The 24,218-nt window shown below is 59.8% G+C and carries 18 protein-coding genes; 3 read left to right on the forward strand and 15 right to left on the reverse strand.

All coding sequences use genetic code 11. The annotated features are described in order from the left end of the window. The first annotated feature begins 13 nt into the window (after positions 1-13). The 3 genes from DW189_RS09045 (at position 14) to DW189_RS09055 (ending at position 5,816) form a co-directional block, all read left to right on the forward strand. Entirely contained in the window at positions 14-1,507 is a 1,494-nt protein-coding gene (locus DW189_RS09045) for a DUF4855 domain-containing protein (protein ID WP_117507671.1), read from the forward strand. A 21-nt stretch (positions 1,508-1,528) separates the two neighbouring features. Next, positions 1,529-4,489 (forward strand): DUF4855 domain-containing protein, encoded by a 2,961-nt coding sequence (locus tag DW189_RS14620; RefSeq protein WP_232045431.1) that lies wholly within the window; start codon positions 1,529-1,531, stop codon positions 4,487-4,489. An 85-nt stretch (positions 4,490-4,574) separates the two neighbouring features. Next, a complete protein-coding gene (locus tag DW189_RS09055) occupies positions 4,575-5,816 on the forward strand; it encodes a hypothetical protein (protein WP_232045429.1) in 1,242 nt (413 codons plus the stop codon). Positions 5,817-5,925: 109 nt separating this feature from the next. Here the strand turns inward: DW189_RS09055 and DW189_RS09060 are convergent, their stop codons facing one another. The 15 genes from DW189_RS09060 to DW189_RS14780 form a co-directional block, all read right to left on the reverse strand. Further along, positions 5,926-6,615, reverse strand: coding sequence for a GDSL-type esterase/lipase family protein (locus DW189_RS09060; protein ID WP_117507675.1), 690 nt, complete (start codon positions 6,613-6,615; stop codon positions 5,926-5,928). A gap of 11 nt (positions 6,616-6,626) precedes the next feature. Then, a complete protein-coding gene (locus DW189_RS09065; RefSeq protein ID WP_117507677.1) occupies positions 6,627-7,712 on the reverse strand; it encodes an SGNH/GDSL hydrolase family protein in 1,086 nt (361 codons plus the stop codon). 9 nt (positions 7,713-7,721) lie between these two features. Further along, a complete protein-coding gene (locus DW189_RS09070) occupies positions 7,722-8,390 on the reverse strand; it encodes a GDSL-type esterase/lipase family protein (protein ID WP_117507679.1) in 669 nt (222 codons plus the stop codon). Between the two features lie 6 nt (positions 8,391-8,396). Then, complete coding sequence (locus DW189_RS09075) at positions 8,397-10,202, reverse strand: FAD-dependent oxidoreductase (RefSeq protein ID WP_117507681.1); 1,806 nt, start codon at positions 10,200-10,202, stop codon at positions 8,397-8,399. Between the two features lie 78 nt (positions 10,203-10,280). Continuing rightward, positions 10,281-11,447 (reverse strand): AGE family epimerase/isomerase, encoded by a 1,167-nt coding sequence (locus DW189_RS09080; protein ID WP_117507683.1) that lies wholly within the window; start codon positions 11,445-11,447, stop codon positions 10,281-10,283. A gap of 91 nt (positions 11,448-11,538) precedes the next feature. Next, entirely contained in the window at positions 11,539-12,939 is a 1,401-nt protein-coding gene (locus tag DW189_RS09085; RefSeq protein ID WP_117507684.1) for a sugar porter family MFS transporter, read from the reverse strand. A gap of 3 nt (positions 12,940-12,942) precedes the next feature. Next, on the reverse strand, positions 12,943-14,052 hold the full coding sequence (locus DW189_RS09090; RefSeq protein ID WP_117507686.1) for a DUF4434 domain-containing protein: 1,110 nt from the start codon (positions 14,050-14,052) through the stop codon (positions 12,943-12,945). A 220-nt stretch (positions 14,053-14,272) separates the two neighbouring features. After that, positions 14,273-15,481: an ROK family protein gene (locus DW189_RS09095; protein WP_117507687.1), complete on the reverse strand. Its 1,209-nt coding sequence runs from the start codon at positions 15,479-15,481 to the stop codon at positions 14,273-14,275. A gap of 272 nt (positions 15,482-15,753) precedes the next feature. Next, complete coding sequence (locus DW189_RS09100) at positions 15,754-17,469, reverse strand: ATP-binding protein (protein WP_117507688.1); 1,716 nt, start codon at positions 17,467-17,469, stop codon at positions 15,754-15,756. A gap of 2 nt (positions 17,470-17,471) precedes the next feature. Next, positions 17,472-18,593 (reverse strand): sensor protein KdpD, encoded by a 1,122-nt coding sequence (locus DW189_RS09105; protein WP_022333923.1) that lies wholly within the window; start codon positions 18,591-18,593, stop codon positions 17,472-17,474. 2 nt (positions 18,594-18,595) lie between these two features. Next, positions 18,596-19,369 carry a hypothetical protein gene (locus DW189_RS09110; RefSeq protein ID WP_232045426.1) on the reverse strand — a complete coding sequence of 258 codons (774 nt, stop codon included), beginning with the start codon at positions 19,367-19,369 and terminating at the stop codon, positions 18,596-18,598. Positions 19,370-19,390: 21 nt separating this feature from the next. Next, positions 19,391-20,023, reverse strand: coding sequence for a potassium-transporting ATPase subunit KdpC (gene kdpC / locus DW189_RS09115; RefSeq protein ID WP_117507689.1), 633 nt, complete (start codon positions 20,021-20,023; stop codon positions 19,391-19,393). Positions 20,024-20,035: 12 nt separating this feature from the next. Continuing rightward, positions 20,036-22,078, reverse strand: coding sequence for a potassium-transporting ATPase subunit KdpB (gene kdpB, locus DW189_RS09120; RefSeq protein ID WP_055202333.1), 2,043 nt, complete (start codon positions 22,076-22,078; stop codon positions 20,036-20,038). A 12-nt stretch (positions 22,079-22,090) separates the two neighbouring features. Further along, positions 22,091-23,782: a potassium-transporting ATPase subunit KdpA gene (gene kdpA, locus DW189_RS09125; protein ID WP_055202331.1), complete on the reverse strand. Its 1,692-nt coding sequence runs from the start codon at positions 23,780-23,782 to the stop codon at positions 22,091-22,093. 28 nt (positions 23,783-23,810) lie between these two features. Next, positions 23,811-23,891: a potassium-transporting ATPase subunit F gene (locus DW189_RS14780; RefSeq protein ID WP_055202329.1), complete on the reverse strand. Its 81-nt coding sequence runs from the start codon at positions 23,889-23,891 to the stop codon at positions 23,811-23,813. Between the last annotated feature and the right edge of the window lie 327 nt (positions 23,892-24,218).

Below are 24,218 nucleotides of genomic sequence, written 5' to 3' on the forward strand. Positions count from 1 at the left end.
AAACTGACATCCCATGACGAACTACCGAATCATTTTCACGCTTCTCTGCTGCCTGTCGTTCATCGGCTGCGGAGACGGGGACGACGAGCCCTCCGGGGGCCCGAAACCGGCCCTGAGCATGACGATCGCATCGTCGGGCGCCAACTCGGTGACGCTGAACATGAAGCGCACGAACGCCACGTCCGTCAAAATCATATACAAGGCCACAGGGGTCATTACGTCCGAAACGGCGCAGAGCGTCGCCCAGAACGGCACGCAATACACCGGGACGACGGTCGAGATCGACGGCCTGGCGGCGCAGACGACCTACACGGTCTTCGCCGTGGCCTGCAACGACTCGGGCGAATACAGCCAGATGCAGTATGTCCGGTTCACCACCGACGCCCCCGGCCCGCAGATGTACCCGTGGGAACAAAGCCGCAACGGGATACTCTCCTATACGGACATGGTGCTGTGCTATGGCGGCAGCCACCACCGCACCCCGTACCGCTGGGACAAGGAGCGTTTCGCCCCGAGCGTGAGCTACGTGGACGAACAGGGCAAGGAACATTGGCTGTTCGACAGCTTCCTGTTCATCGAATTCCAGGACAGCAGCCGTCCCGACGGCGGTTATTACGCCTACATGGTTGGGCTGATGAAGGACTACGGGTTCTCGGCCGGAAAGACGCAATGGAAAGAGCTGATCGACTATTGGTTCGCCGGCGGCAGCGGCATGGATGCCCTCGAAGGAGCCGTGAAGGACGCTTCGGCACGCCTGGGCGCACCCCCGTCCAAACGCAAGGTCATCATGGTACTTCCCGACCCGATCATCTACAAGGTTTACGACGGCAAGGGCAACGGCAAGGGCGACCCCGGCTCCACGGTTTACTGGGGCGAGCTGAACGGCCGCAAAATGGACTTTTCGACGGCCGAAGACCGCATCGCGGCCTACAAGTGGTATGTCGACGAGGTACGCAGGCGTTTCGACCTGAGTAACTACCAGTATATCGACCTGGCGGGGTTCTACATCATCTCCGAGGAACTCGTCACGCCGGGCGACGGCTGGAACCACGAACTGAAGAAATCGGACGAGATCATCCCTCCGCTCGCGGAATACCTGCATGCGATCAACCAATCCCTGAACTGGATCCCGTACAACCGCGCCGCAGGGTATAAGAAATGGAAGCAGCTGGGCGTAGACTACGCCTATATGCAGCCCAACTATTTCTGGGAGGGACAGAAACCGCTGTCGCAGTTCTTCTCCGACGTCAAGGCCAACGGCCTGGGCATGGAATTCGAATTCGACGAGGCGCTCCTCGAGGGCAATGCCGACTGCGACACCTACAAGAAGCGTTTCCGCGAATACATGTCCGGAGCCAGGCTGAACAATGTCTACGGCACAAAGCCGCTGAGCTACTACCACGGCACCAACGCCTTATACGACCTGTCGAAATCGACGGCAGCCAAAGACAGGGAGTTCTACCACGAATTCTGCCGTTTCGTACTCGACAACCCGATGCGCAAATAACGATTAACGACCCGTAAACAGATGAAAAAACTCAAGACCTTCGCATTTTGCACCCTCTTAGCGGCATTGGCCGCAAACCATACGCCCGCCACAGCGGCGAACGGCCCCACGGGCGACGCGGCCCCGGCAACCCGCGATTCCGAACCGAAAATGTATGCCTGGGAACAGGAACGCGACGCGATACCGTCCTATACCGACCTGGTATTGTGCTACGGTGGCAGCCACCACCGCACCCCGTACCGCTGGGACAAGGAGCGTTTCACCCCGTTCGTGACCTATGTGGACGAGAGCGGCAGGGAGCACTGGCTCTTCGACGGGTTCCTCTGCCTCGAATTCCAGGACAGCAGCCGCCCCGACGGCGGTAAATACGCCTACATGGTAGGCGTGCTGCGGGGCCAGGGCATTTCGGCCGGCAAGCAGCAGTGGAAGGAGCTGATCGACTACTGGTTCGACGGTGACAACGGCGTGAACGCCCTCGAAGCGGCCGTAAAGGAGGCTTCACAGCGGCTGGGCACGCCCCCGGCCAAGCGCAAGGTCGTCATGGTAATGCCCGACCCGATCATCTACCGGAAATACGACGACACGAAGGAGTCGACAACCTACTGGGGTTCGCTCGACGGGCGGCGGATGGATTTCGCCAAGGGTGCCGACCGCGTTGCGGCCTGCAAATGGTATATCGACCAGGTGCGCAGGCGCTTCGACGAGGGGAATTACCAGTATGTCGAACTGGCGGGGTTCTACCCCATCTCCGAGGAGATCGTAACGCCGGGCGACGGCTACTGCCACGAACTGAAAAAGTCGGAAGAGGTCATCCCCCAGGTTGCGGAATACCTGCATTCGATCAACCAGAGTTTCTGCTGGATACCCTACAACCGTGCCGCAGGCTACACCAAATGGAAGGAGATGGGCATCGACTACGCCTATATGCAGCCCAACCACTATTGGGACGACAAGGGCGCAAGGCCGCTGTCACGCTATTTCTCCGACATCAAGGCGCACGACCTGGCGATGGAATTCGAATTCGACGAGAACATCCTCGAGGGGGAGCAGAACTCCGAGGTTTACAAAAAAAGATTCCGCGAGTATATGGAAGGAGCGAAAAAACACGGCGTATACGGAAGCAAGCCGCTGAGCTATTACCACGGCACCAACCGTTTTTACGATCTGTGGGCATCGACGGCCGCAAAGGACAAAGAACTGTTCCATGAATTCTGCCGGTTCGTGATCGGCAACCCGCTGCGGCAACAGCCCGCCGCGTCCGGCAAACCCGCCGCCGAGCAGGGCTACCGGACGACCGGAATTCAGGATTTGGCTCTGATCTACCAGGGCGGCAGCCACCGGCTGGACTGGACGGTCGATGAATTCCGTCCCTATGTCGTACACCGGTTTGCCGACGGCTCGAAAGACTGGCTCTTCGACGGCTTCCTGTTCCTCGAGTTCAAGGACGGCTCGGGACGCAACTACACCGTGGGCTACGAGAAACTCAACGCCCGCAGGACAGAATGGGAGTGGCTGCTGGATCGGATTTTCGAGCAGGGCAAGTCGCTTTCGGCGCTCGACCGTTGCATCGGACAGGAGATAAAAGAGCTCGGAAAGCCCGCCTTCAGGCATCAAATCGTACTGGGGCTTCCCGAAGCGATCCGCGGCCAGAAGGACTGGGGCAAGCTCGACGGCCGGGAGATGGATTTCTCGAAAGAGGAGGATCAGATCGCCGCGACCAAATGGTACATCGGGGAGCTGGTCGAACGTTTCAAGGCCGCCAAATACAAGCACCTGGAACTCTCGGGCTTCTACTGGGTCGCCGAGGACACCCACCACTGCGCGGAGCTCACCATTCCGCTGAGCGAATACATCCACTCCGAAGGCAAGCTTTTCTACTGGATTCCCTACTGGCAGGCCAAAGGCCATGAGGAGTGGAAACGCCTGAGCTTCGACGTGGCTTACCAGCAGCCCAACCACTTCTTCAACCACTCGATCCCCGACAGCCGCCTCGACGAGGCCTGTGCCACGGCCCGCCGCCACGGGATGGCCATGGAGTTCGAATTCGACGAGAAGGCCACGGCGGCGATCCCCAATTCGTCATACGACCGAATGGTGGCTTACATCGACCATTTCGAAAAGAACGACGTCTTCAACTCTTCGGCCGTCGCCTACTACTGCGGGAACCGCGGCGTACTGACCCTCGACGAGTCGGACAACCCGAAAGACAAGGCCCTGATGGATCGCCTGGCCCGGATCATCCAGGCACGCCGCTACCTGAAATACGGCATCCCGATGAAGAACAAGACCCGCGTGGTCGCACACCGGGGCTTCTGGCACACCGACGGCTCGGCACAGAATTCGATCGCCTCGCTCCTCAAGGCCGACCAGCTGGGCGTGTACGGCGTGGAATTCGACGTATGGATGGCCTCGGACGGCGTTCCGGTGCTCAACCACGACGGCTGGCACGACGGATACGAGGTACAGAGCACCCCTTCGACCGTGCTGACGACGCTCAAGCTCGAAAACGGGGAGCCGATGCCCACGCTGGCGCAATACCTCGAGGCCGCCAAGGATACGAAGGTACACCTCGTTCTGGAACTCAAGCCCCACGCCACACCCGAGGCGGAAACCGCAGCGGCCGAGGCCGTGGTGAAGATGGTCGGCCGGTACGGGCTTTCGAAACGCGTGACCTACATCTCGTTCTCACTCCACATAATGAAAGAGCTGGCACGGCTGGCCCCCGCAAAGACGCAGCTGATGTACCTGGGAGGCGGCACGTTGCCCAAAGACCTGAAGGCGATGGGGCTGACGGGCTGCGATTTCAACTACGGCGTATACCTGAACAACCCGACGTGGCTCAACGACATCAAGGCGTTGAAGATGGCCTCGAACGTCTGGACGGTAAACAACCCGGCCGACATGATGTGGGCCATCGAAAACCGGGTCGACTTCATCACCACAGACCGTCCCGACCTCTTCCTGAAGCTCACCCGCAAGTAAGCGGGCCGGGCATCGGATACCCCGGTATACAGGCGATGCATCCGGGACGCGCCCGGATGCATCGCTTCCCTATAAAAACGCAACGATGAAACATTTGAGAATCATGACCTGCCTGCTGTTGCTGGGCAGCATGGCGCCCGCAACGGCGCTCTGTACCGGCAAGGATGCCCCCAAGCGCAGCAAGGAAAAAGGATGCAACCGCCCCTATTCCGAAGCGATGTATGTCAAACGCCAGGGCGGCGACCTCTATATTTCGGCCAAGCTGGACGGGCGGACGGATATCACCTATTGGTTCAGGCGGTGCATGTTCAACGAGCTCTACACGTTCTACCGCGTAGGCATCACGCGCAACAGGGCAGCGCTTCCCTCCACGCAGCCCGAGGCCGAACCCGCCGTCCTGCTCAACTCGACGTACAGCGACAACATCGGGCCTTTCGCCATCCCCGGATGCGGGTGGTGCGGGGGCAACCACAAATACAGGGAACGCACGGCGCGCACGGCACGCAGCGAGGGTTACACCCTGCTGGCCGACGGCAACCGCATCGAGGGCGACACGACGCTATGGGCAAATCGGGTGACGGTCGAGGCCGAAAACGTAATCCTCGACCCGACACGCCCCTACCGGAACGCCGCGGGCGGCGACGAACTGCGCGACACCCTGTGCCGGGAATCGGTGACATACACTGTCCGCCGCAACAACATCGAGGTCGCGGCCTCACACCGGTTCTGCAACGCCGCGCCCGTAACCATCGCCATCTATTACGGGATGCAGTCGATGTTCGAAGGCGAGACGCACGTACTCACCCCGGGCGGGGCCTACACGGACTGGACGGAAGTGGCGAAGGCATCGACGTTCACCAAACAGGAGCACCCCCTTTTCCGGCGCTACGTCGAAAAGAACAGACAGGGGTACCAATCGACCTGGCTGCTGCCCGACGGGCTGGGAGACCACGCGCTGCTGGACGGGCAGGACGACATCTTCATCTATGCGCCCTACGGCAAGAGCTACCACAAGCTCATCGGGAACAAACGGATCAAGAACGGCGACAAGACCTGCTGGCGGGGTGTCTACACCTGGTTCGAGACGCCCGTCGCCGACGATGCCGACCTGTTGTGCTACGAAGGCAGCGCCGGGGGACATACGGCCGTGTTCATCGACTGCAAGCGGGCTTGCAAGAGGACGCTGGCACTGCCCGGATACCTCGACCTGCGGCATTTCGGAACGGCCGAACAGAACGGCGGCATCCGCATTTCGGCCGCCGGACGGAATAAACTGAAGATAAAGGCCGGCGCACCGGGCAGCTGTGTATTGCTGCTCCGGGAATAAGGTCACGGGGGCAAAATAACGGAAGGCCGCTGCGATCTGCCTGCAAGAATAAGAGGGCCGGGGAAATAAGCATTCCCCGGCCCTCTTATAATTCTGCCCCTGCCTGCTATTAACGCCGTCGATACCGTTTCGGATTCTTCAGCACCGCGTCGACGACGGGCGGCAGGATCTGCTCCATCACGTCGTACCCCGCGGCCGTGGGATGGACTTCGTCGTAGGTATAGGCCGCTACCATGCCTCCGTCCGGTTCGGACATCGCCGCGTGGTAATCCACAAAGGGGATATTCTCCCTGCGGGCATACTCGCGGATCATGGCGTTCAGCTCGATGATCCGGGGCGCGGGTTCAAGCTCCTTGCGCCAGCCGAATTCACGCGCGGGCAACAACGAACACAGCACGGGGGCGATGCCGTTGGCACGCGCCAGCTCGACCATCGACACGAGGTTGCCCAGGATATGCGGGAGCGATATATAACCGGTATTCCGGGCTATGTCGTTCGTCCCGCCGCAGATGACGACCACCTGCGGGTGCAAGTCCAGCACGTCGGCCCGGAAGCGCACGAGCATCTGCGAGGTGGTCTGCCCGCTGATGCCGCGGCTCACATAACCGTGTGCCGTAAAAAAGTCGGGATGCGTCTTGATCCACAGTTCGGTGATCGAGTTGCCCATGAGGACGACCTTCGGATTGCGCACCTCGTCGTTGGCCTGTTCGAAACGGCCGAAGTTCGCCCAGTCCTGGGTTTGCGCAGCAGCGCAGAGGAAACCCGCAAGGGCAAGGGCGGTAAAAAAAAGTTTTTTCATCGTTCCAATAGTTATTGAATGACCTCTACCGGCATCTCCCACCCCATGATCGTCGAGATGTAGGGGATGACCGCAGCGGCGAACTTCCGGTGTCCGCGGTGGTTGGGGTGGTACCCGGCCCCCAGGTCGCCGTCCTGGTTGGTGATGCCCGTAAAATGCATGACGCAATGCAGGTCGCTATCCTCCAGACCGGCCATAACGGACTGCATATAGGGATAGAACGCCTCCGCACCGTCGGGGACGACATAGAGGATCGGCACGGAGTCGTAGTGTTCGCGCAGGGCGCCGTAAAGCTCGCGGAAAGCCTTGCCGAAGGCGGCCTCGGAGGGTGTAATGCCCGTGCTGCAATCGTTCGTGCCCAGTTTTATCACCACGATATCGGGCTTGTAGCCCCGGAAATCCCACCGCGGCGAGTCGGTCATGTCGAATGTCCGCAGGATGCGCTGGCGCATAGTCAGGTCGGAGGTTTCCTTTTCATCGGCCCAGTTACGGACGATCCCCTGCCCCGAATGGGCCGTGAGCACGTAATCGGCATCGAAACAGCGCGCCACGATGCAGCCCCATGCCAGGTCGCAGTTCTCGGTCTCGGGGGTGAAAGGCTCCGAGACGGTTTTCCCCTCGGTACCGTAGCCGCACGTGTGCGAGTCGCCGATGAACTCGATCAGCCGCGACGGGGCGGGCGGCAGGTCGAGCAGAGCACCGTCGGCCTCGATGCCGTAGAGCGTCGTGCGCCCCTGCTCGGCTTCGGTGCGTTTCTGCACCGTCACGGTGTGCGGCCCCGGCGCAAGCCCTTCGGCGAGGGGTACGCACGACGAGGCTCCCTCAACGGTCGCCTTACCGCACAGGCGCCCGTCGACGAATACGTTGTAGTAGTTACGCCCGGTATCCGCAGCACGCATCGCGCAGCGGCTGCCGTCGAAACGGAACGTGAAATGACAGCCGCTCCAGTCGAACGACAGGCTGCCGTCGCCGTTTTCGGCGGCGCGGCCGGTAAAGCGGATCTTATCCGAACGGACTTCATAGAAGCGCATGTCGCCGCCGGCCATGCAGGCCCCCGACGCCGCGCACAATGCCAGCGCGAAAAACAGACGTTTCATCCGGGCAGCTTATTTGACGTATGGCCTGATTTTCTCGATCCACACGGCATAACCCGCCGCCTTGAGGTGGATGCCGTCGAACGTGTACTCTTCGGGCAGTTCCCCGTTGCGTTGCATACCGCTCCAGATGTCGATGAAGGTCAGCCCGCGGCGTTCGGCCATGGCACGCAGCAGGGCGTTGAACTCGGCGAAACGGGCATTCTTGCCTTTCATAAAAGCTTCGTTATGCGCCTCGTTGAGCGGCAGCAGGCTCTGGATATAGACCTTCGTGCGGGGTGTTCCCCGGGCGATGATGTCCAGCAGGCGTTCGTATTGCTGCAGGAGTTTTTCGTTCGAAATCTTCGAGAAAAGCAGGTCGTTGGCACCGCCCATGATGAAGATGGCCTTCGGTCGTCCGTCGACGATCGGCTGCACGCGGTTGATCATGCCCGATATGCAGTCGCCGCCGATGCCGCGGTTGAGCACGCGTTTCTCCTGGAAATACTCCGCCCAGAAACCGCGTTCGGTCAGGCTGTTGCCCAGCATCACGATGTTTTGCCCGGTGACCGGCACCAGTTCCTCGACATTGCGCTTGGAGAAATAATAGTCGTTGTTGAAGGTCAGCGTATCGCGCTGCGCCTGTGCGGCTGCGGTCGTCGCGACGGCAGCGGCCAGCAGCAGGAGGATGAGTTTCTTCATGGTTCGTTATTTTATCAGGTTTCCTTCGAAATCGACGTCGCGGTCGAACGGATGCAGCGCTTCGTCCGTCATCCGCGCCGCTTCGCGCCGCGTCAGGGGCTCCGTACCGTCGGCAGCGATGGCAGCACCGGCCTTGCGGAGCATGGCGGCAGCCGACGCCGCCGTAAGCGGCGCGGGGTCGTCGGACACTTCGACCTGCGGCGCATAGTCGTGCAGGCCGCGGCTGAACTCACCGACGGAGATCCCGCGCTCGGGATAGAACCACGTGCGGTTCGCCCACTGGAATGGCTCGCCCGTCATACGCAGGATGCCCGTCGCTGCGATGCGCTGCAACATCGCGAAGTCGGGGTCGCCGGGTTTCACGTCGTACAACGGCGCGATATACGCATCCTGCGCCAGCAGGGCGGCCTGCAACCTGCGCACCGGAACTTCGCGGGGCGTACACCCTTCCCGGGCGGCGATGGCCGCCAATGTCCCTGCGGCCTGTCCCGTGAGCAGGACTACCGGCTGTAAGCGTGTCGAACCGTTGATAAGGTTCGAAACCGATATGGCCTTGTCCGAAACCACCAGGTTATCCGTCCCGGCAGGGATCATCACCCCCATCGGCACCGAAAACGACGGCACGGGCGGGAAGGGTATCTTCCCGATCTGCGGGAGGCAATCGTGGTGGTGGTCGACGGGATAGTCGCCGACCGAAATGCCGGTACGGTAAAGTGCCGACGGGCGGCCGTAACGATCCGTCACATCATCGAGCGTCATGCGGATCACCCCGTCCAGGCGCCGCCCCTCGCGGTGGTAAGGCAGGTATGGCAGTCCGTCCGCGGTGCCGAACTCGTCATCGGCGATCCCCAGGTGGCTGAAACCCAGTTCGTGCTGGATATAGTAGATGAACCGCAGGGTCTTCTCGCGGGCGGGGCGCAGCGCAGCGTCACGCCGGGCATAGGGCACCTCGACGATATTCATGTAGACGTCGTTGCCGTTGACCGGCCAGTTGAGCATGTATTTGCCATTGGGCAGGCGGCCGTAGTTGAGCATCGCCTCCGCCGAAATCGGCTGCCCCGCAGCGGTCTGGCAGGCCGCAGCGAACTCCGCAGGGTCGTACCCTTCGGGGCGGGGGATGGTCTTGTCGGCACCCTTGCCGTAATCCTTGAGGATGGCGACGAAAGTCAGGTCTTGCACGATGTCGTTCGCCTCGGCAGGCGCCAGCGCCTCGCCCGTGTCGGCACGGGCGTCCATCCCGATGCGGTAGGGCGTGCCGCTCATGGGCAGCGCATCGCCCAGGTCGGTGGCATCGACCGTAATGCGTGCCGAGACCTCGAGCCTGTCGCCCCCGCCATGCGAGAAACGGGCGCCCGTCACGCTGTTGCCGCGCTTGTATACCTTATCGAGCACATACCCGTGCAGGACTTCGAGCCGCGGCTCGGCCGCAGCCATCGCCCTGAAGATGCTGTCCGCCACGTGGGGTTCGAAGAGCGTATTGCTCACCCAGCCCGTGGCAAGCGCTTCGGCCCCGCCGTAATGGGCGCGCAAAGCCTCGCGAAATTCGTTCCACAGCCCCGAGGGCAGGTGGTGGTTACCGTCGGCAGCCGGGACACCCTGCGCCGAGAACATCCCCCCGAGCATGGGCGTGGGTTCGACGATCAGCGTGGCCGCCCCCTGACGCGCCGCGGCGATGGCCGCCGAAGTGCCCGAAGTCGTGCCGCCGATAACCAGCACGTCGACCGTGCGGCGTATCGTTTTGGCTTGTGCGGGACGTACGTGCCCGATTGCGAGGGACAACACCGCCGAAAGTAAGAATCCTATACGTGTCATGCTTGTTTCGTTTCTTTTAAATATCACGGCACCGTTTGAGGCCGGCAAATCGTTTATCAGGCATCGGGAACGAGCCGCCTATTTGCATTGTTCGAGGATCTGCCATATCTGGTAAAGTCCGCGCGGAACATGGAAACACCCCTTCCACTTGCCGCCCTTGAGCGGGAGGAGTACCTCCCCGCGGCGGTTGAGGTAACCGAACCATTCGGGATATTTCGGATCTTTGAAGTGCGTCCACATGTAATCGTGCAGTTTCTGGAACCACGCGAGGCACTCCTTGTTGCCCGTCAGCTGGTAGGCCTTGATCATCGTAATCGCGGATTCGATATGCACCCACCACAGTTTCTGATCCCATTCGAGCTGCTGCTGCGGACGCCCGAGGCGATCCATGAAATAGAATATGCCGCCGTACTGTTTGTCCCAGCCGTATTCGATGGTCGAAAGCGCAATCTTCACGGCTTTGTCGATCAGTTCGGGACGACCGAGCCGCTTGCCCAAGTCCATGATGAACCACATCGCCTCGAGCGAATGCCCCGGGTTGACCGAGCGTCCCTCGAAGGAGTCGACCAGCGAATTGTCCTCCGCCGAGACATTCTCGACGATAAGCCCGAGGTCTTTCTGGTAAAAGACCTCCATCACCTCGTGCAGGCATGTTTCGATCGTTTCGTCGATGAGTTGCTTGTCGATGAGCTGCTCGATTTCGAGCGACAGGTTGCACAGGATCATCGGCAGCGCGAAATCCTTGATCGGACGCGTCCCCGGATGTGCCTTGCACCACTTGCCCTTGGGGTTCGAACGCTTCTCGAGCACCCGGTCGAAAGTCTTTTTGGCGATGGCGGCATACCCGGCGTCGCCCGAGGCGATGGCCAGCTGCGCGAAGGCCATCGTGGCGAAGGTATACGAGAAAATGTTGTAGGGGTCGACCAGCGGCCGGCCGTCGCGCGTGAGCGAGAAATACCAGTTGTAATTGCCGTCATGGCCGTATTTCTTCAGGAACTCCGCACCCTGCAAAGCACACTCGAGCCACTCGGGGCGTTTCGCCACCTTGTTATAGAGCATCGAGAAAAGCCACACCTCACGGCCTTGCAGCCAGATGAACTTGTCGGTGTCGTAGACGCTGCCGTCGCGTTCGAGGCAGGTGAAATACCCCCCGTATTGTTTATCCTGGGAGTGTTCGAGCCAAAACGGCAGGACGCTGTCCAGCAGCTCCGACTTATACTCGCCGGCCAGTTTCTGAAAATCCATAGTGTCGGTTGTTAAATTGATGTCCCGGAGGTGATCCAGACGACGGAGGTCTCCGGCCTGAATGCGCACAGCACCGGATTCATTATTCGTGTTATTCATTTTTTTGCCAGTATTTCTCTATTTCTTCAAGCGAGCGCCCCGTGGTTTCGGGAACGGCACGCCAGATAATCAACATATAGGGGACGCACATCGCCGCGAAGAGGAAGAACGTGCCGGCGGGCGTAAGGTTTTCGAGCATCCACGGCGTCAGCTGCCCGATGAGGTAGGTGCCCACCCACAGCGCAAGCCCGGCGATCGACATCGCCAGCCCGCGCACCCGGGTGGGATACATCTCCGAGAGCAGCACCCACACCACGGCGCAGATCGAAACGGCGCAGCAGAAAATATAGGCCAGGAAGAACACCAGCAGGAATACGCTGGGTAATCCCAGCGCCGCGCCGCACATGAAATAGAACCCGATGCAGAGCAGCGAAACGATCATGCCCGACACACCCCAGTAGACCAGTTGTTTGCGTCCCACGCGGTCGATGATGACAAGCGCCAGCACCGAGGTCAGCATGTTGACCACACCCACGAGCACCTGCGAGAAGAGCGAATCGCCGCTCGACAGCCCTGCATTTTCGAAGATCGTCGGGCCGTAGTACAGCACGGCGTTCACGCCCATGAACTGCCCCAGGATGGCGATGAAAACGCCTATGACGACCGCCTTGCGGATACCCGGCTCGAACAGCACGCGCCATTCGGACTTCGACGAAGCGGAAGCCGTGCCGTGTACGGCAGCGATCTCCTCGTCGGCGGCTTCCGACGAACGGTAGATACGCTGCAACACGGCATGCGCACGCACGTCGCGGCCGCGCAGCACGAGCCAGCGGGGGCTTTCGGGAATGAAGAATATAACGGTGAAGAAGAGCAACGCCGGCAGCGTTTCGGCACCGAACATGCCGCGCCACAACTCCGTAACCCATATCTTCTGCATCCACGGGGAGGCGTAGACGGCCGTTTCGGCCGATTTGAGTATCTGGAAGTTCACGAGGTAGGCCGCCAGGAACCCGACCGTGATGGCCAGCTGGTAAAGCGACACGAGTGTCCCGCGCCAGCGTGCCACGGCGACCTCGGAAATATACATCGGCGAAACGATCGACACCACGCCAATGCCCACGCCGCCCACGATGCGGTAAACGACCAGTTGGATGAAGTCGGCGCTGACGGCACAGCCGACAGCCGAAACGGTGAACAGCACGGCCGACAGCAACATCGTCAGCTTGCGCCCGAAACGGTCGCTCAGCACACCGGCCACGGCCACGCCGCCGATCGAACCGACGAGCGCACACCCGACGAACCATCCCTGCTGCATGGCGTCCAGCGAGAACTGCGAGGCCACACCGGATATCGTACCCGAAATGACCGCCGTGTCGTACCCGAACAAAATCCCGCCTATGGCGGCTACCAGTGACAGGAATGCCACATATCCCGTATTCGTCTGTGATTTCATCGGCTAACGGATGTTAAAGTATTCCTTGTAACGGTCGAAGAGATGTCCCGCCTGCAGGTATGCCGACTGGGGGCTCATGAAATGCGAAAATTCGAACGTGATGGCCTTGTCGTAGCCCGCACGCCTGGCGGCTTCGAGCTTCATGCGCAGCTTGTCGAACTTGATGGGCAGGAACTTGATGGGCATGTCGCGGTCGAACGACTCGGCGTTGGTCCAGCATTGCATGCCGTACTTGTCGGCCAGGCGTTTGTTGACCGCGAAGAACGCGTCCAGCTCGTCGTAGTCGATATGCCCGTCCTGAAACGCACAGGCATCCACCACATCGTGAATCCCGTCGAATATCTCGTCCCATTCGCGTTCGTGCTGCTCGACGGAAACAGCTTGCTCCTTGGTCAGTTTGCTCCCGCTGGCCATCACCGCCTTCTTGCCGTCGATCCACGGCGAGATGAAGGTGGGCAGCCCGCCCGAAACCTCCTTGCACTGCTTGCCCAGGGCATGGAACGTCCCGATGGCACCCTTGGTGGCACGGCTGATCTCGCCGCTCAGGTACCAGCCGCCGAAACTCTCGTATTTGCGACCGTACATGTTCCACACCTCGTCGATTACATATTTGTTATGTTCGACCTCATGCGACATGTCGCCCGTGTCCCAGTATTCGCCCGAGTCGTAAAGCCCGAAGTAGAACTTCATGCCGTACTTGCCGGCCAGGCGCAGGAACAGGTCGAGCAGGTCGACCGACGGCATGTAACACCCTTTTTTGAGCAGGTAGGGCGAAGGGTAGGTAATGAACTTGCGGTAGCCCGAGCGAATCCCGATCACCGTGTCGATGCCGATCGACTTCATATGGCGGAAATCGGCGTCCCACTCCTTCTCGCCCCAGTTCTGGTGCGGGATGTCGTGCGAGATTTCGTCGAGGAACGTACCCGTGATGCGCAACCCCTCCCCCTTGGGGACGATCAGCCCGCCGTGCCCCGGAGCGGATGCGGCCAGGGCATCGTCCATCCCTTCTGCACCCAACTCCGAAGCTGCCTTGACCAGTCCGGGGACGGCGACAGCCGAAGCCGCCGTCACAGCTACTTTCTTAAGAAAATTCCTTCGACTCGAAGTTTTCATATCAGACGGGATTTTATAGTTTGCATAAAATAAAGTAAATTTTATCGTTTTTCTATGCAAATATAATAAATAAATTTACAATGAGGCAATATTATAGTCTTTTTTATTCTAATCGACCAAAAAAAACATTTGTGACAGGTAATATCGGACAATAACGGGTATAAAAAAAAGTCCGTAAGGCTACGGACTTCTCTTTATAGCTAATTTTTTTGGTTCCGGACTACATCAGCCCCAGCATCTTGCTACGGCTCAGCATACAGGCGCCCACGGCCCCGGCTTTTTCACCCAACTTACTGAGTTTTATGGTAGTATCCTTATTCACGAGTTGCAGAGAATATTTATTGATGGCACTCTTGAGCGGCAACATGATATAATCCTTGGCCACGGCCAGCGTCCCGCCCAGCACGATGAGGTCGGGATTGAAGAGGTTGATGAGCCCCGCCATGGCCTTGCCGAGCGTATGCCCGACGGTTTCCATGACTTCGATGGCAAGCACGTCCTCCTGTCCCAGCGCTTCGAGAATATCCTCCAACAGGATCTGTTCGCCGCGATTGTACTTGTCGGAAAGCATCGAAACACGCTTCTGCGCCAGCTTCTCCATGAATATACGGTGCACGGCCGAGCCCGAGGCACCGGTTTCGAGGCAGCCGCGCTTGCCGCACCGGCAGATCACCTCGTTGTCGAGCAGCGGGAAATGCCCGAACTCGCCCGAGAATCCCGACCGGCCATAGAACAGTTTGCGGTCGATGACCAGCCCGACGCCCAAACCCCAGCTGGCATTGACGAATATCATCGTATCCTCGTTGTTACCCACACCGCACATGTACTCCCCGTAGGTCATCGCCCGGGTATCGTTCTCGACATAGACCTTGCAGCCCAGGCGTTTCTCCAGCAGCATCGTGAGCGGCTCCTCCTCGACGAAGAAATAGCTGTAACTGTACCCCGTCTTGGAATTGACCCGCCCCGAGAGGTTGAAGCCGGCCGAAAAAATCTTGGCACGGTCGATCTTGCTCTTGGCGATGAACCCGTTGACCACGTCGCATAACCGGTCGAGCGCCTGCACCGAATTTTCCATGACGAACGGCACGCAATCGCGCATGTCGACGACCTGCCCCTTGAAATTGATGATCGCCAGGGTGATGATGTCCTTCTTGATGTCGACACCGACGAAATAACCCGCGTAAGGGTTCAGTCCGTAGATGTTGGGCCGGCGCCCTCCGGCAGTGCCCTGCTTCCCGAAATCGTGCACGAAGCCCTCTTCGATCAGTTCGCTGACCAGTTTGGTGACCGTCGGCACCGACAGGTTCATTTCATGGCTCAGATCCGTGATACTGAAATCCCCTCCCATGATGTAGTGTCCGATCAACTGCAGTTTCAGCAGAGCGGTTTTATTGCCTTCTTCGGCTTGTCCCAAAAAAGAATCGACCATAATTCGCAATGATTATTTGGTTTGGTGCTGTACTCCCGCAAAGATAATAATTTTTACTTTAAACAAGCTTTTTTCTACGGTAATTGGCCGTCTGCAACAGGCAAAATAAATAAATACGGAGAAAGCCGGGGAAAATGCGAATTTTATTTCTTTCCCGCTGCCGCCTGCCGTCGCCACACCGGACAATTCCGTCCGGGCAAACGAAAACGGGGAAGCCGCAGGCACGATGCCTGCGGCTTCGGCGCGCTGTGAGGGGCCTCCCCGGCAGGGCGCTATGCCGGCAACAGGATCGAAAAGCGGCTTCCCTTGCCGATCCCGCTTTCGACCGAGATCGTACCGCCGTGCGCCTCGACAAACTCCTTGGAGATGGCCAGCCCCAACCCGCTGCCCTGCACTTTGGTACCCGGCACGCGGAAATAACGCTCGAAAATGCTCTTATGGTAACGCGGGTCGATGCCCCGTCCGAAATCCTGCACGAAAATCTCGACCGCCTTTTCATGCTGCACGGCCCCGACGATGATGCGCGAATTCTCGGGGGAATGGTGGATGGCGTTGGAGAGGAGGTTGGTGATGACCCATGCGATCTTTTCGTTGTCGACGAACAGTTTCGAAATCTTCTCGGGATACTCCACCTCGACGAAGCAGCGGAAACGCTCGGCCAGCACCTGTGTCGCCTTGACCGCATAGTCGATCAGCTCGACAGGCTTCACGACCTTGGGCATGAGCCTGAGTTTCCCGGACTCGACCTGCGTCATGTTGAGCAATTCGCCCGTGATATTCAACAGGCGGTCGCTGCTCTCGCGGATGCTGCCCACGAGTTGTTTCTGTTCTTCGTTGAGCTGCCCGAGACGGTTGTCGCCGAGCAGTTGCAGGCTCATCAGGATCGACGAGATGGGAGTTTTCATCTCGTGCGAAACCGTCGAGATGAAATTGGTCTTGGCCGAGTCCAGCTCCTTGTACTTGGTGATGTTGTTCAGGACGATCAGGTTGCCGACGAACTGTTGCTCCCGGCTGCCGACCGGCATGATGTAGAGCGGCGTATCTTCCATCTGGAAATAGCTCTCCTTGTTGTCGGCATAGATCTTCAGCGGTTCCTGCCCGGCGTTTTTCTTCTCGCCGTAAAGCTCGCGCAGCAGGCGCCGGAGCAGGTCGTTGGCGAGCGCCACCTCGGCGGCATCGCGCCCGATGACGGTTTCGGGCAGGTTGAGCACCGACAGCGCCTCGCGGTTCATGAAGAGGATGGTCTTCCGGGGATCGAGACCGATGATCGGTTCGTGGAGCGAATTGACGATCGCCTCGATCCGCGTCTTGGCCGTCATCAGGTCGTCGAGCGAACTGCGGCGGTACTCGTCGAGCTTGGCCGCCATGTTGTTGAACGACTCGGCGACGGATTCGAACTCGCGGTTGCCCGTGAAGTCGAGCCGCTTGCCGTAATTATGACTGGCGATCTCCTTGATCCCCTTCTTCAGCTCGTCGATCGGGCGCAGCACCATCCGCGGGAACCACACCAGCACGGCGCCCGCTACCAGGGCGCACAGGGCGGCCACGACGATCAGCCACCACATGACATAGTCGGCACGCTCCTCGACCTGCGAGCTCTTGGCCCGGATGGCCGCCATGTTCACCTCCATAATGCGGTAGAGGTCGGCACGCACGGTCTGTATCTCGGCCTCGGTGACGGGGTCGCTCAGGCTGGCGACATGCTGCTGCAAGGCCGCCGTAAGCTCCTTTTCGCTGACTTCGGTGATGTTCTGCTGCTGGAGCGCCAGGCTCTGGCGCAGGGCGTGCCGCGAGACGGAATCCTGGCCGATGTCGTTCAGCGAACGGAGCATGTCCCCGGCGTATTGCAGCGAATTATAGTTGTCGGCCAGGATGGTGCCCGTAGCGCGCGAAAGCTGGCGGACATAGCTGACCGACTGGATGCCGAGCAACAGGATCATGGCGAACAGCACGCCAATGCCCAGGGTAAGCCTCCCTTGTATTTTCATAGTCATGACATAATAAAAAGGTCGATGTTCATACGCGACAGGCGGCCGATCAGGCTGCGCAGCACGATCGCGTTCTTCAGCAGCGAAAATAATGAAAATTCGGGCCGCCCGACGCAGACGATACTGATTTTTTGTTCCCGGCAGGTTTCGAGGATCGCCTCGACCGGACGGTTGGAATGCACCCGGCGGATTTCGCCGCCGAGCTCCGTGGCGAGGTTCAGGTTGTTGATCAGGTAACGCTGGTTGGCCAGCGGGATCCGGTCGGCGGCCTCGCGGTCGCCCTGCACGTAGAGCACGACGAACGAGGTGTTGATGTGCGTGGCCATGCGCGCCGTCTTGCGGATCACGCGGCGCGACCGCTTTTCCGAGGAGTCGATGACGGCCAGCAACCTGTCGTGGCGGCACTTGTCGCCTGCGGCGACCTCGTTCTCGACCTTCTTCTCCACGCGCAGCGCCACCTCCTTGAGCGCCAGTTCGCGCAGTTGGAGGATGTTCTCCTGCGTGAAGAAATTGTTGAGTGCCGCAGCGACCTTGTCGGGTTTATAGATTTTGCCTGCCTTCAGGCGGTCGATCAGTTCGTCGGCCGTGAGGTCGATGTTCACCACTTCGTCGGCCATGGCCAGCACGCTGTCCGGCACGCGCTCGTGCACCTCGACGCCCGTAATCTCCTGCACGGACTCGTTCAGCCCCTCGATATGCTGGATGTTGACCGCCGTGATGACGCTGATCCCCGCATCGAGCAGTTGCATCACGTCCTGCCAGCGCTTGGGATTGCCGCTGCCTTCGATATTGGTGTGCGCCAGTTCGTCCACGACCACGATCTCGGGATGCAGGTTCAGGATGGCCTGCGTGTCCATCTCCTCGAGTTCCTTGCCTTTGTAGAAGAGCCTGCGGCGCGGCACGAGGGGAAGCCCTGCGACGAGGGCTTCCGTTTCGGCACGGCCGTGCGTTTCGATAAATCCGATGCAGACGTCCACGCCTGCGTCGAGCAACTGATGCGCTTCCTGCAACATGCGGTAACTCTTACCCACCCCGGCACTCATGCCGATGTAGATTTTGAACTTGCCCCGGTGCGAGCGGCGGATCAGATCCAGGAACCGCTGAACACTGCCTTCCTTGTCCATAATCACATGCGGAACGATATTCCGCCCACGAAATTAACGTCCTCGGCCGCCGGGTTCCAGCTCAGCGAAGTGAAAAGTCCCAGTTGCAACGACCCCGCTACCGTCCAGCCCTTCGCTGCATTGACGAAGACGTTTTGCACATAGAAATCGCGGTCGATGCCATAGGTGCCGACGGCGTTCCACGGTACGACGCCTACGCCGGCCTTCATATCTATGCCCTTCACGGCGAAAGGATAGGATGCCTCGATGTAGGTGGCATAGGCACGGTCGCCGGCGGCATCGACATCCGCGGCGCCGAACAGTACCGTGTTCCATGCCAGGGTCAGGGGCACCCTGGGCGAGATGCACCAGGCTATCCCAGCCTCGACACGGTGCGGGGAGTCGGCACCGAAACGGAAATAGTTACGACTGATTGTGCCCCGGTCACCGGCGCCGCCTTCCCAGTAAAGGTCGGCCAGCGAGAAAGTCACGGGGCCGAGGGCATAAGCCATCGTCAAGTCCATCTCCTTGTAGGAGGTCGCCGCAAAATCGACCGAACCCCAGGCGGTCACCGAAAAATTCCCGGCAGCCAGTGCCAGCGTGGGCTGAAGGCTCACGCCCGCTTCCCAGACACCGCGCCATACATAGCCGCTCACGAGGTCGGTGCCACCCGAAATTTCCACACCGCGCTGCCTATCCTGCGCACAGAGGTCGACGGTGAGCATTACCGCCATGGCGGTTAGCAGAATTACGATCCAGCGTTTCATATATTTATCCTTTTCAGTTTTCTTTTCCATATCCGTTTCATGTAGTTTCCATTAGTTTTCCGGGGATACACCCTCCCCGCACCCGCCGGCCTGCCGGACACCGGCCGAGGCCGTGACGTTCGGTTGCAGGGTTTCCAGCGCGATATTCAGGCGCAGGACGTTGACCTTCGCCGTGCCGAAAAGCCCCAGCCACGGTTTTTGCGTCAGCGAGTCGACCAGCCGCTGCACGACGGCCTCGTCGAGCCCGCGGGCCGCGGCGACGCGGCGCACCTGCACCTGCGCCCCGCGGGGCGAGATGTCGGGATCGAGGCCCGAACCGCTGGCTGTCACCATTTCCGAAGGCACCTCTCCGCGGGAGAGGTAAGGATGCGCCGCGAGGAAATCCTGCACGCGCTGCTCCACATCGGCCAGGTATTCGGGATTGGTCGTAGCCTTGTTGCTGCCGCCCGAGCCGCCGCCGTTGTAATCCACGGCCGAGGGACGCCCCCAGAAATAGCGCCCGCCGGTGAACTGCTGGCCTACGTTCGCGGCGCCGACGACCCGGCCATCGAGCGTAAGCGTTTCGGCCTGCCCGCCGTTGGGGCCCGCAAGGGCCGAAACCCCGCGCAGCACGAGTACATATCCCACGCCGAGCAACAGGCACATTGCCAGCGTTATCTTCACTGAAATCCAAAGGTTTTTCATAATTGCAACACGTTAAAAGAATACACTTACCAACATATCTATCAGTTTGATGCCCACGAACGGCACGATGACACCTCCGAGCCCGTAGATGAAGAGGTTGCGGCGCAGCAGGGCCGAAGCCCCGATCGGCTTGTACGTCACGCCGCGCAGCGCCAGCGGGATCAGCAGCGGGATGATGACCGCGTTGAAAATCACGGCCGACAGGATAGCGCTTTCGGGCGAATCGAGGTGCATGATGTTCAGAGCCTGCAACGAAGGGATGGAGGCGATGAACAGCGCCGGGACGATGGCGAAATACTTGGCCACGTCGTTGGCGATCGAGAAGGTGGTCAGCGTACCGCGCGTCATCAGGAGCTGCTTGCCGATCTCGACGATCTCGATCAGTTTCGTGGGGTCATTGTCCAGGTCGACCATGTTGCCGGCCTCCTTGGCGGCCTGCGTACCGCTGTTCATCGCCACGCCCACGTCGGCCTGCGCCAGCGCCGGGGCATCGTTCGTGCCGTCGCCCATCATGGCGACCAGTTTACCGGCCCGCTGCTCGCGGCGGATGTATTCGAGTTTATCCTCGGGGCGGGCTTCGGCGATGAAGTCGTCGACGCCTGCCTGTTCGGCAATGTATTTTGCCGTCAGCGGGTTGTCGCCCGTCACCATCACGGTTTTCACGCCCATCTTGCGCAGACGCTCGAAACGCTCGCGGATACCCGTCTTGATGATGTCCTGCAATTCGACCACCCCCCTGATCCGCTCGTCCTCGCAGACGATGAGCGGCGTTCCGCCGTTCTCGGAGATACGGCGCACGGTGGCTTCGATACCTGCGGGGCATTCGTGCCCCGCCTCGGCACACATGCGCAGGATCGCTTCCGAAGCGCCCTTGCGGATACGGCGGCCGTCGGGCATGTCCACACCCGAGCACTTGGTCTCGGCGGTGAACTTCACCATGTGCACGCCGACCAGTTGCAGGGGATCGGTCTTGATGCCCTGCTCGGCACCCAGTTCGACGATGGACTTGCCTTCGGGCGTCGGATCGGACACCGACGAGAGGACGCACAGCCGGACAAACTCCCGGGCACCGAACCCGTCGACCGGATAGAAGCCCGTGGCCTTGCGGTTACCGATGGTGATCGTACCGGTCTTGTCGAGCAGCAGTGTGTCGATGTCGCCGGCAGTCTCGACGGCCTTGCCCGACTTGGTGATGACGTTGGCGCGGAGCGCACGATCCATACCGGCGATGCCGATGGCCGAAAGCAGGCCGCCGATGGTGGTCGGGATCAGGCAGACGAACAGCGAGATGAACGCCGCGACGGTGATGTTGGCGCCGACGTAATCGGCAAAGGGCTTGAGCGTCGCGCAGACGATGACGAACACGATCGTAAAGCCTGCCAGCAGGATGGTCAGGGCGATTTCGTTGGGCGTCTTCTGGCGCGAGGAGCCTTCCACGAGGGCGATCATCTTGTCGAGGAAACTTTCGCCCGGACGCGCCGTAACCTTCACCAGGATGCGGTCGGAAAGCACTTTGGTACCGCCCGTGACGGAACTTTTGTCGCCGCCCGCCTCGCGGATCACAGGGGCGGACTCGCCCGTGATGGCGCTCTCGTCGATCGAAGCGAGCCCCTCGACGATCTCGCCGTCGGCGGCGACCGTGTCACCGGCGACGCATTCGAAGAGGTCACCCTGCCTGAGGTCGGAACTGCTCACGATATGCGACTGTCCGTCGGGGTCGATCCGCTTGGCAGGGGTTTCCTCACGGGTCTTGCGCAGCGAGTCGGCCTGCGCCTTGCCGCGCGCCTCGGCAATGGCCTCGGCGAAGTTGGCGAAGAGCACCGTGGCGAAAAGCACCAGGAAGACCACGACGTTATAGAGCAGCGACCCCTGCGAGGTATTGCCCGTCACGGCAATCCACACGATCAGCAGCAACATGACGAAGGTGACGGCTTCGACGGTGAACATGATGGGGTTCTTGACCATCTTGCGCGGGTCGAGCTTCTGGAACGAGGCGCGCAGGCTCTGGCGCAGCAGGGTACGGTCGAACAAGGAATTATTTCTGTTTCGTTTCATAGTCGTAACATTTTAGAAAGTCAGGTAATCGGCGATCGGGCCCAGTGCCAGCGCAGGGAAGAACGAGAGCGCAGCGACGATGATGATGACGGCGAAAGTCATCAGCGAGAAGGTTCCCGTATCGGTCTTGAGCGTACCGGCACTTTCGGGGATATATTTCTTCGAAGCGAGCAGCCCGGCGATGGCGACCTGCCCCACGATCGGGAAATAACGCCCCATGATCAGCGCAATGCCGGTCGAAATATTCCAGAACGGCGTATTGTCGGCCAGCCCCTCGAAACCCGAACCGTTGTTGGCGGCCGAGGAGGTGTACTCGTAGAGCATTTCGCTCAGGCCGTGGAACGAGGGGTTGTTGAGCCAGCCGATCTCCGGGTCGGCAGCGGCTACGGCGGCTGAAATTCCCGTGCCGACGAGGATCAGGAAGGGGTGCATCAGCACGACCAGCGTGGCGATCTTCATCTCTCGCGCCTCGACCTTCTTGCCGAGGAACTCGGGGGTACGGCCCACCATCAGGCCGCTGATGAAGACCGCGATAATAAGAAATGCGAAGTAGTTCATCCATCCCACGCCGACACCGCCGAACCAGCAGTTGATCTGCATGTTGAGCATTTGCAGCATACCGCTCAGCGGGGTCTGCGAATCGTGCATCGAGTCGACCGACCCGTTCGAGGTGACGGTCGTCGTCATGCCCCACATGGCCGAAGCCGCCGAACCGATGCGGATCTCCTTGCCCTCCATCGAACCGAGCTCCTGCGCGATACCCATCCGGTCGATCTGCCGGCTGCCGCCCGTCTCCTGCCATACCGAAAAGACGACGCCCGCGGTATAGGCGAAGAGCATCACGGCGAAAATCCATGCGGCGAGCCTACGGCGGCGCGTATAGAAGCCGAACGCGAAGGCCATCGCCATCGGAAGGATCAGGATCGACCAGCACTCGAGGATGTTGGTAAAGGCATTGGGGTTTTCGAGCGGGTGTGCCGAGTTGGTGCCGAAATAGCCGCCGCCGTTGGTGCCCAGTTGTTTGATAGGCACGATGGCCGCTGTAGGGCCCTGCGAGATGACCTGCTCCTGGCCTTCGAGCGTAGTGATGGTCTGTTTGCCGTCGAACGACATCGGGGTTCCGTTGATGACGAGCAGGATACCCACGACGAGCGACAACGGCATCAGAATACGGGTTACGCTCTTGGTAAGGAACACCCAGAAGTTGCCGATGGTCTTCGTGGTCTTGGCAGCCAGCGCCTTCATGACACCTGCCATGGCTGCCATGCCGCAGGCTGCGGTGACGAACTGGAAGAGCATGATGACGAACAGCTGGGTGAAATAGCTCAACCCCGTCTCGCCGCTGTAATGTTGCAGGTTGCAGTTGACCATGAACGAGATACAGGTGTTGAACGCCAGATCGGGCGACTGCCCGGGGTTGCCGTCGGGGTTGAGCGGCAGCCAGCCCTGGAAAACCAGCAGCAGCATGCCCCAGAAGAACCAGAAGAGGTTGACCATCAGCAGCGCCTTGAGAAACTGTTTCCAGTCCATCTCCTGCGCGGGGTCGATACCGCACACGCGGTAGACGAACCGTTCGACAGGAGCCATGAAGTCGAGCCACGTGCGCTCACCTCGGTATACTTTGGCAATGTAGCGTCCCAGCGGATAGCAAAGCACCACCAGAGCCACCCATTGCAGGATAACGCCTAAAATTTCGGTATTCATTTATTTGCGTTTTTTCGGGGTCAGACAATCAGAATCTTTCGGGTTTTACGAGCACGTACATCAGATAGACGAATCCGACGATGCTCAGAATAAGCAGTCCTGTAAACATTTTTCATCAGATTTTTTCAAACCAATCCACACATTTCGAATAAAACCAGTAACACAGCGACCCGAGGGCGCACAGCAACAGGAACAACACAGTTCCATTCATCTTCGTTCTTTTTTTGAGTTAGACAACAATTTCGTAAAACCGCAAAGCATCCGGCACAGCAACAGCATTGCGCCGCAGAATATCAGGATCAGGATCAGGATCACGATTACCATGTCGATTTCTTCTTTCGGTTTGTGTCCAAAGGAATACGAAGGGAGTGCCAAAACAGGAATTTCGGCACTATGCGACTAATTGTCAAACAGATGCGACTTTGGCATACCTGCC

Origin of the sequence: Alistipes sp. AM16-43 (assembly GCF_003435745.1) — a bacterium.
GTDB lineage: Bacteria > Bacteroidota > Bacteroidia > Bacteroidales > Rikenellaceae > Alistipes > Alistipes onderdonkii.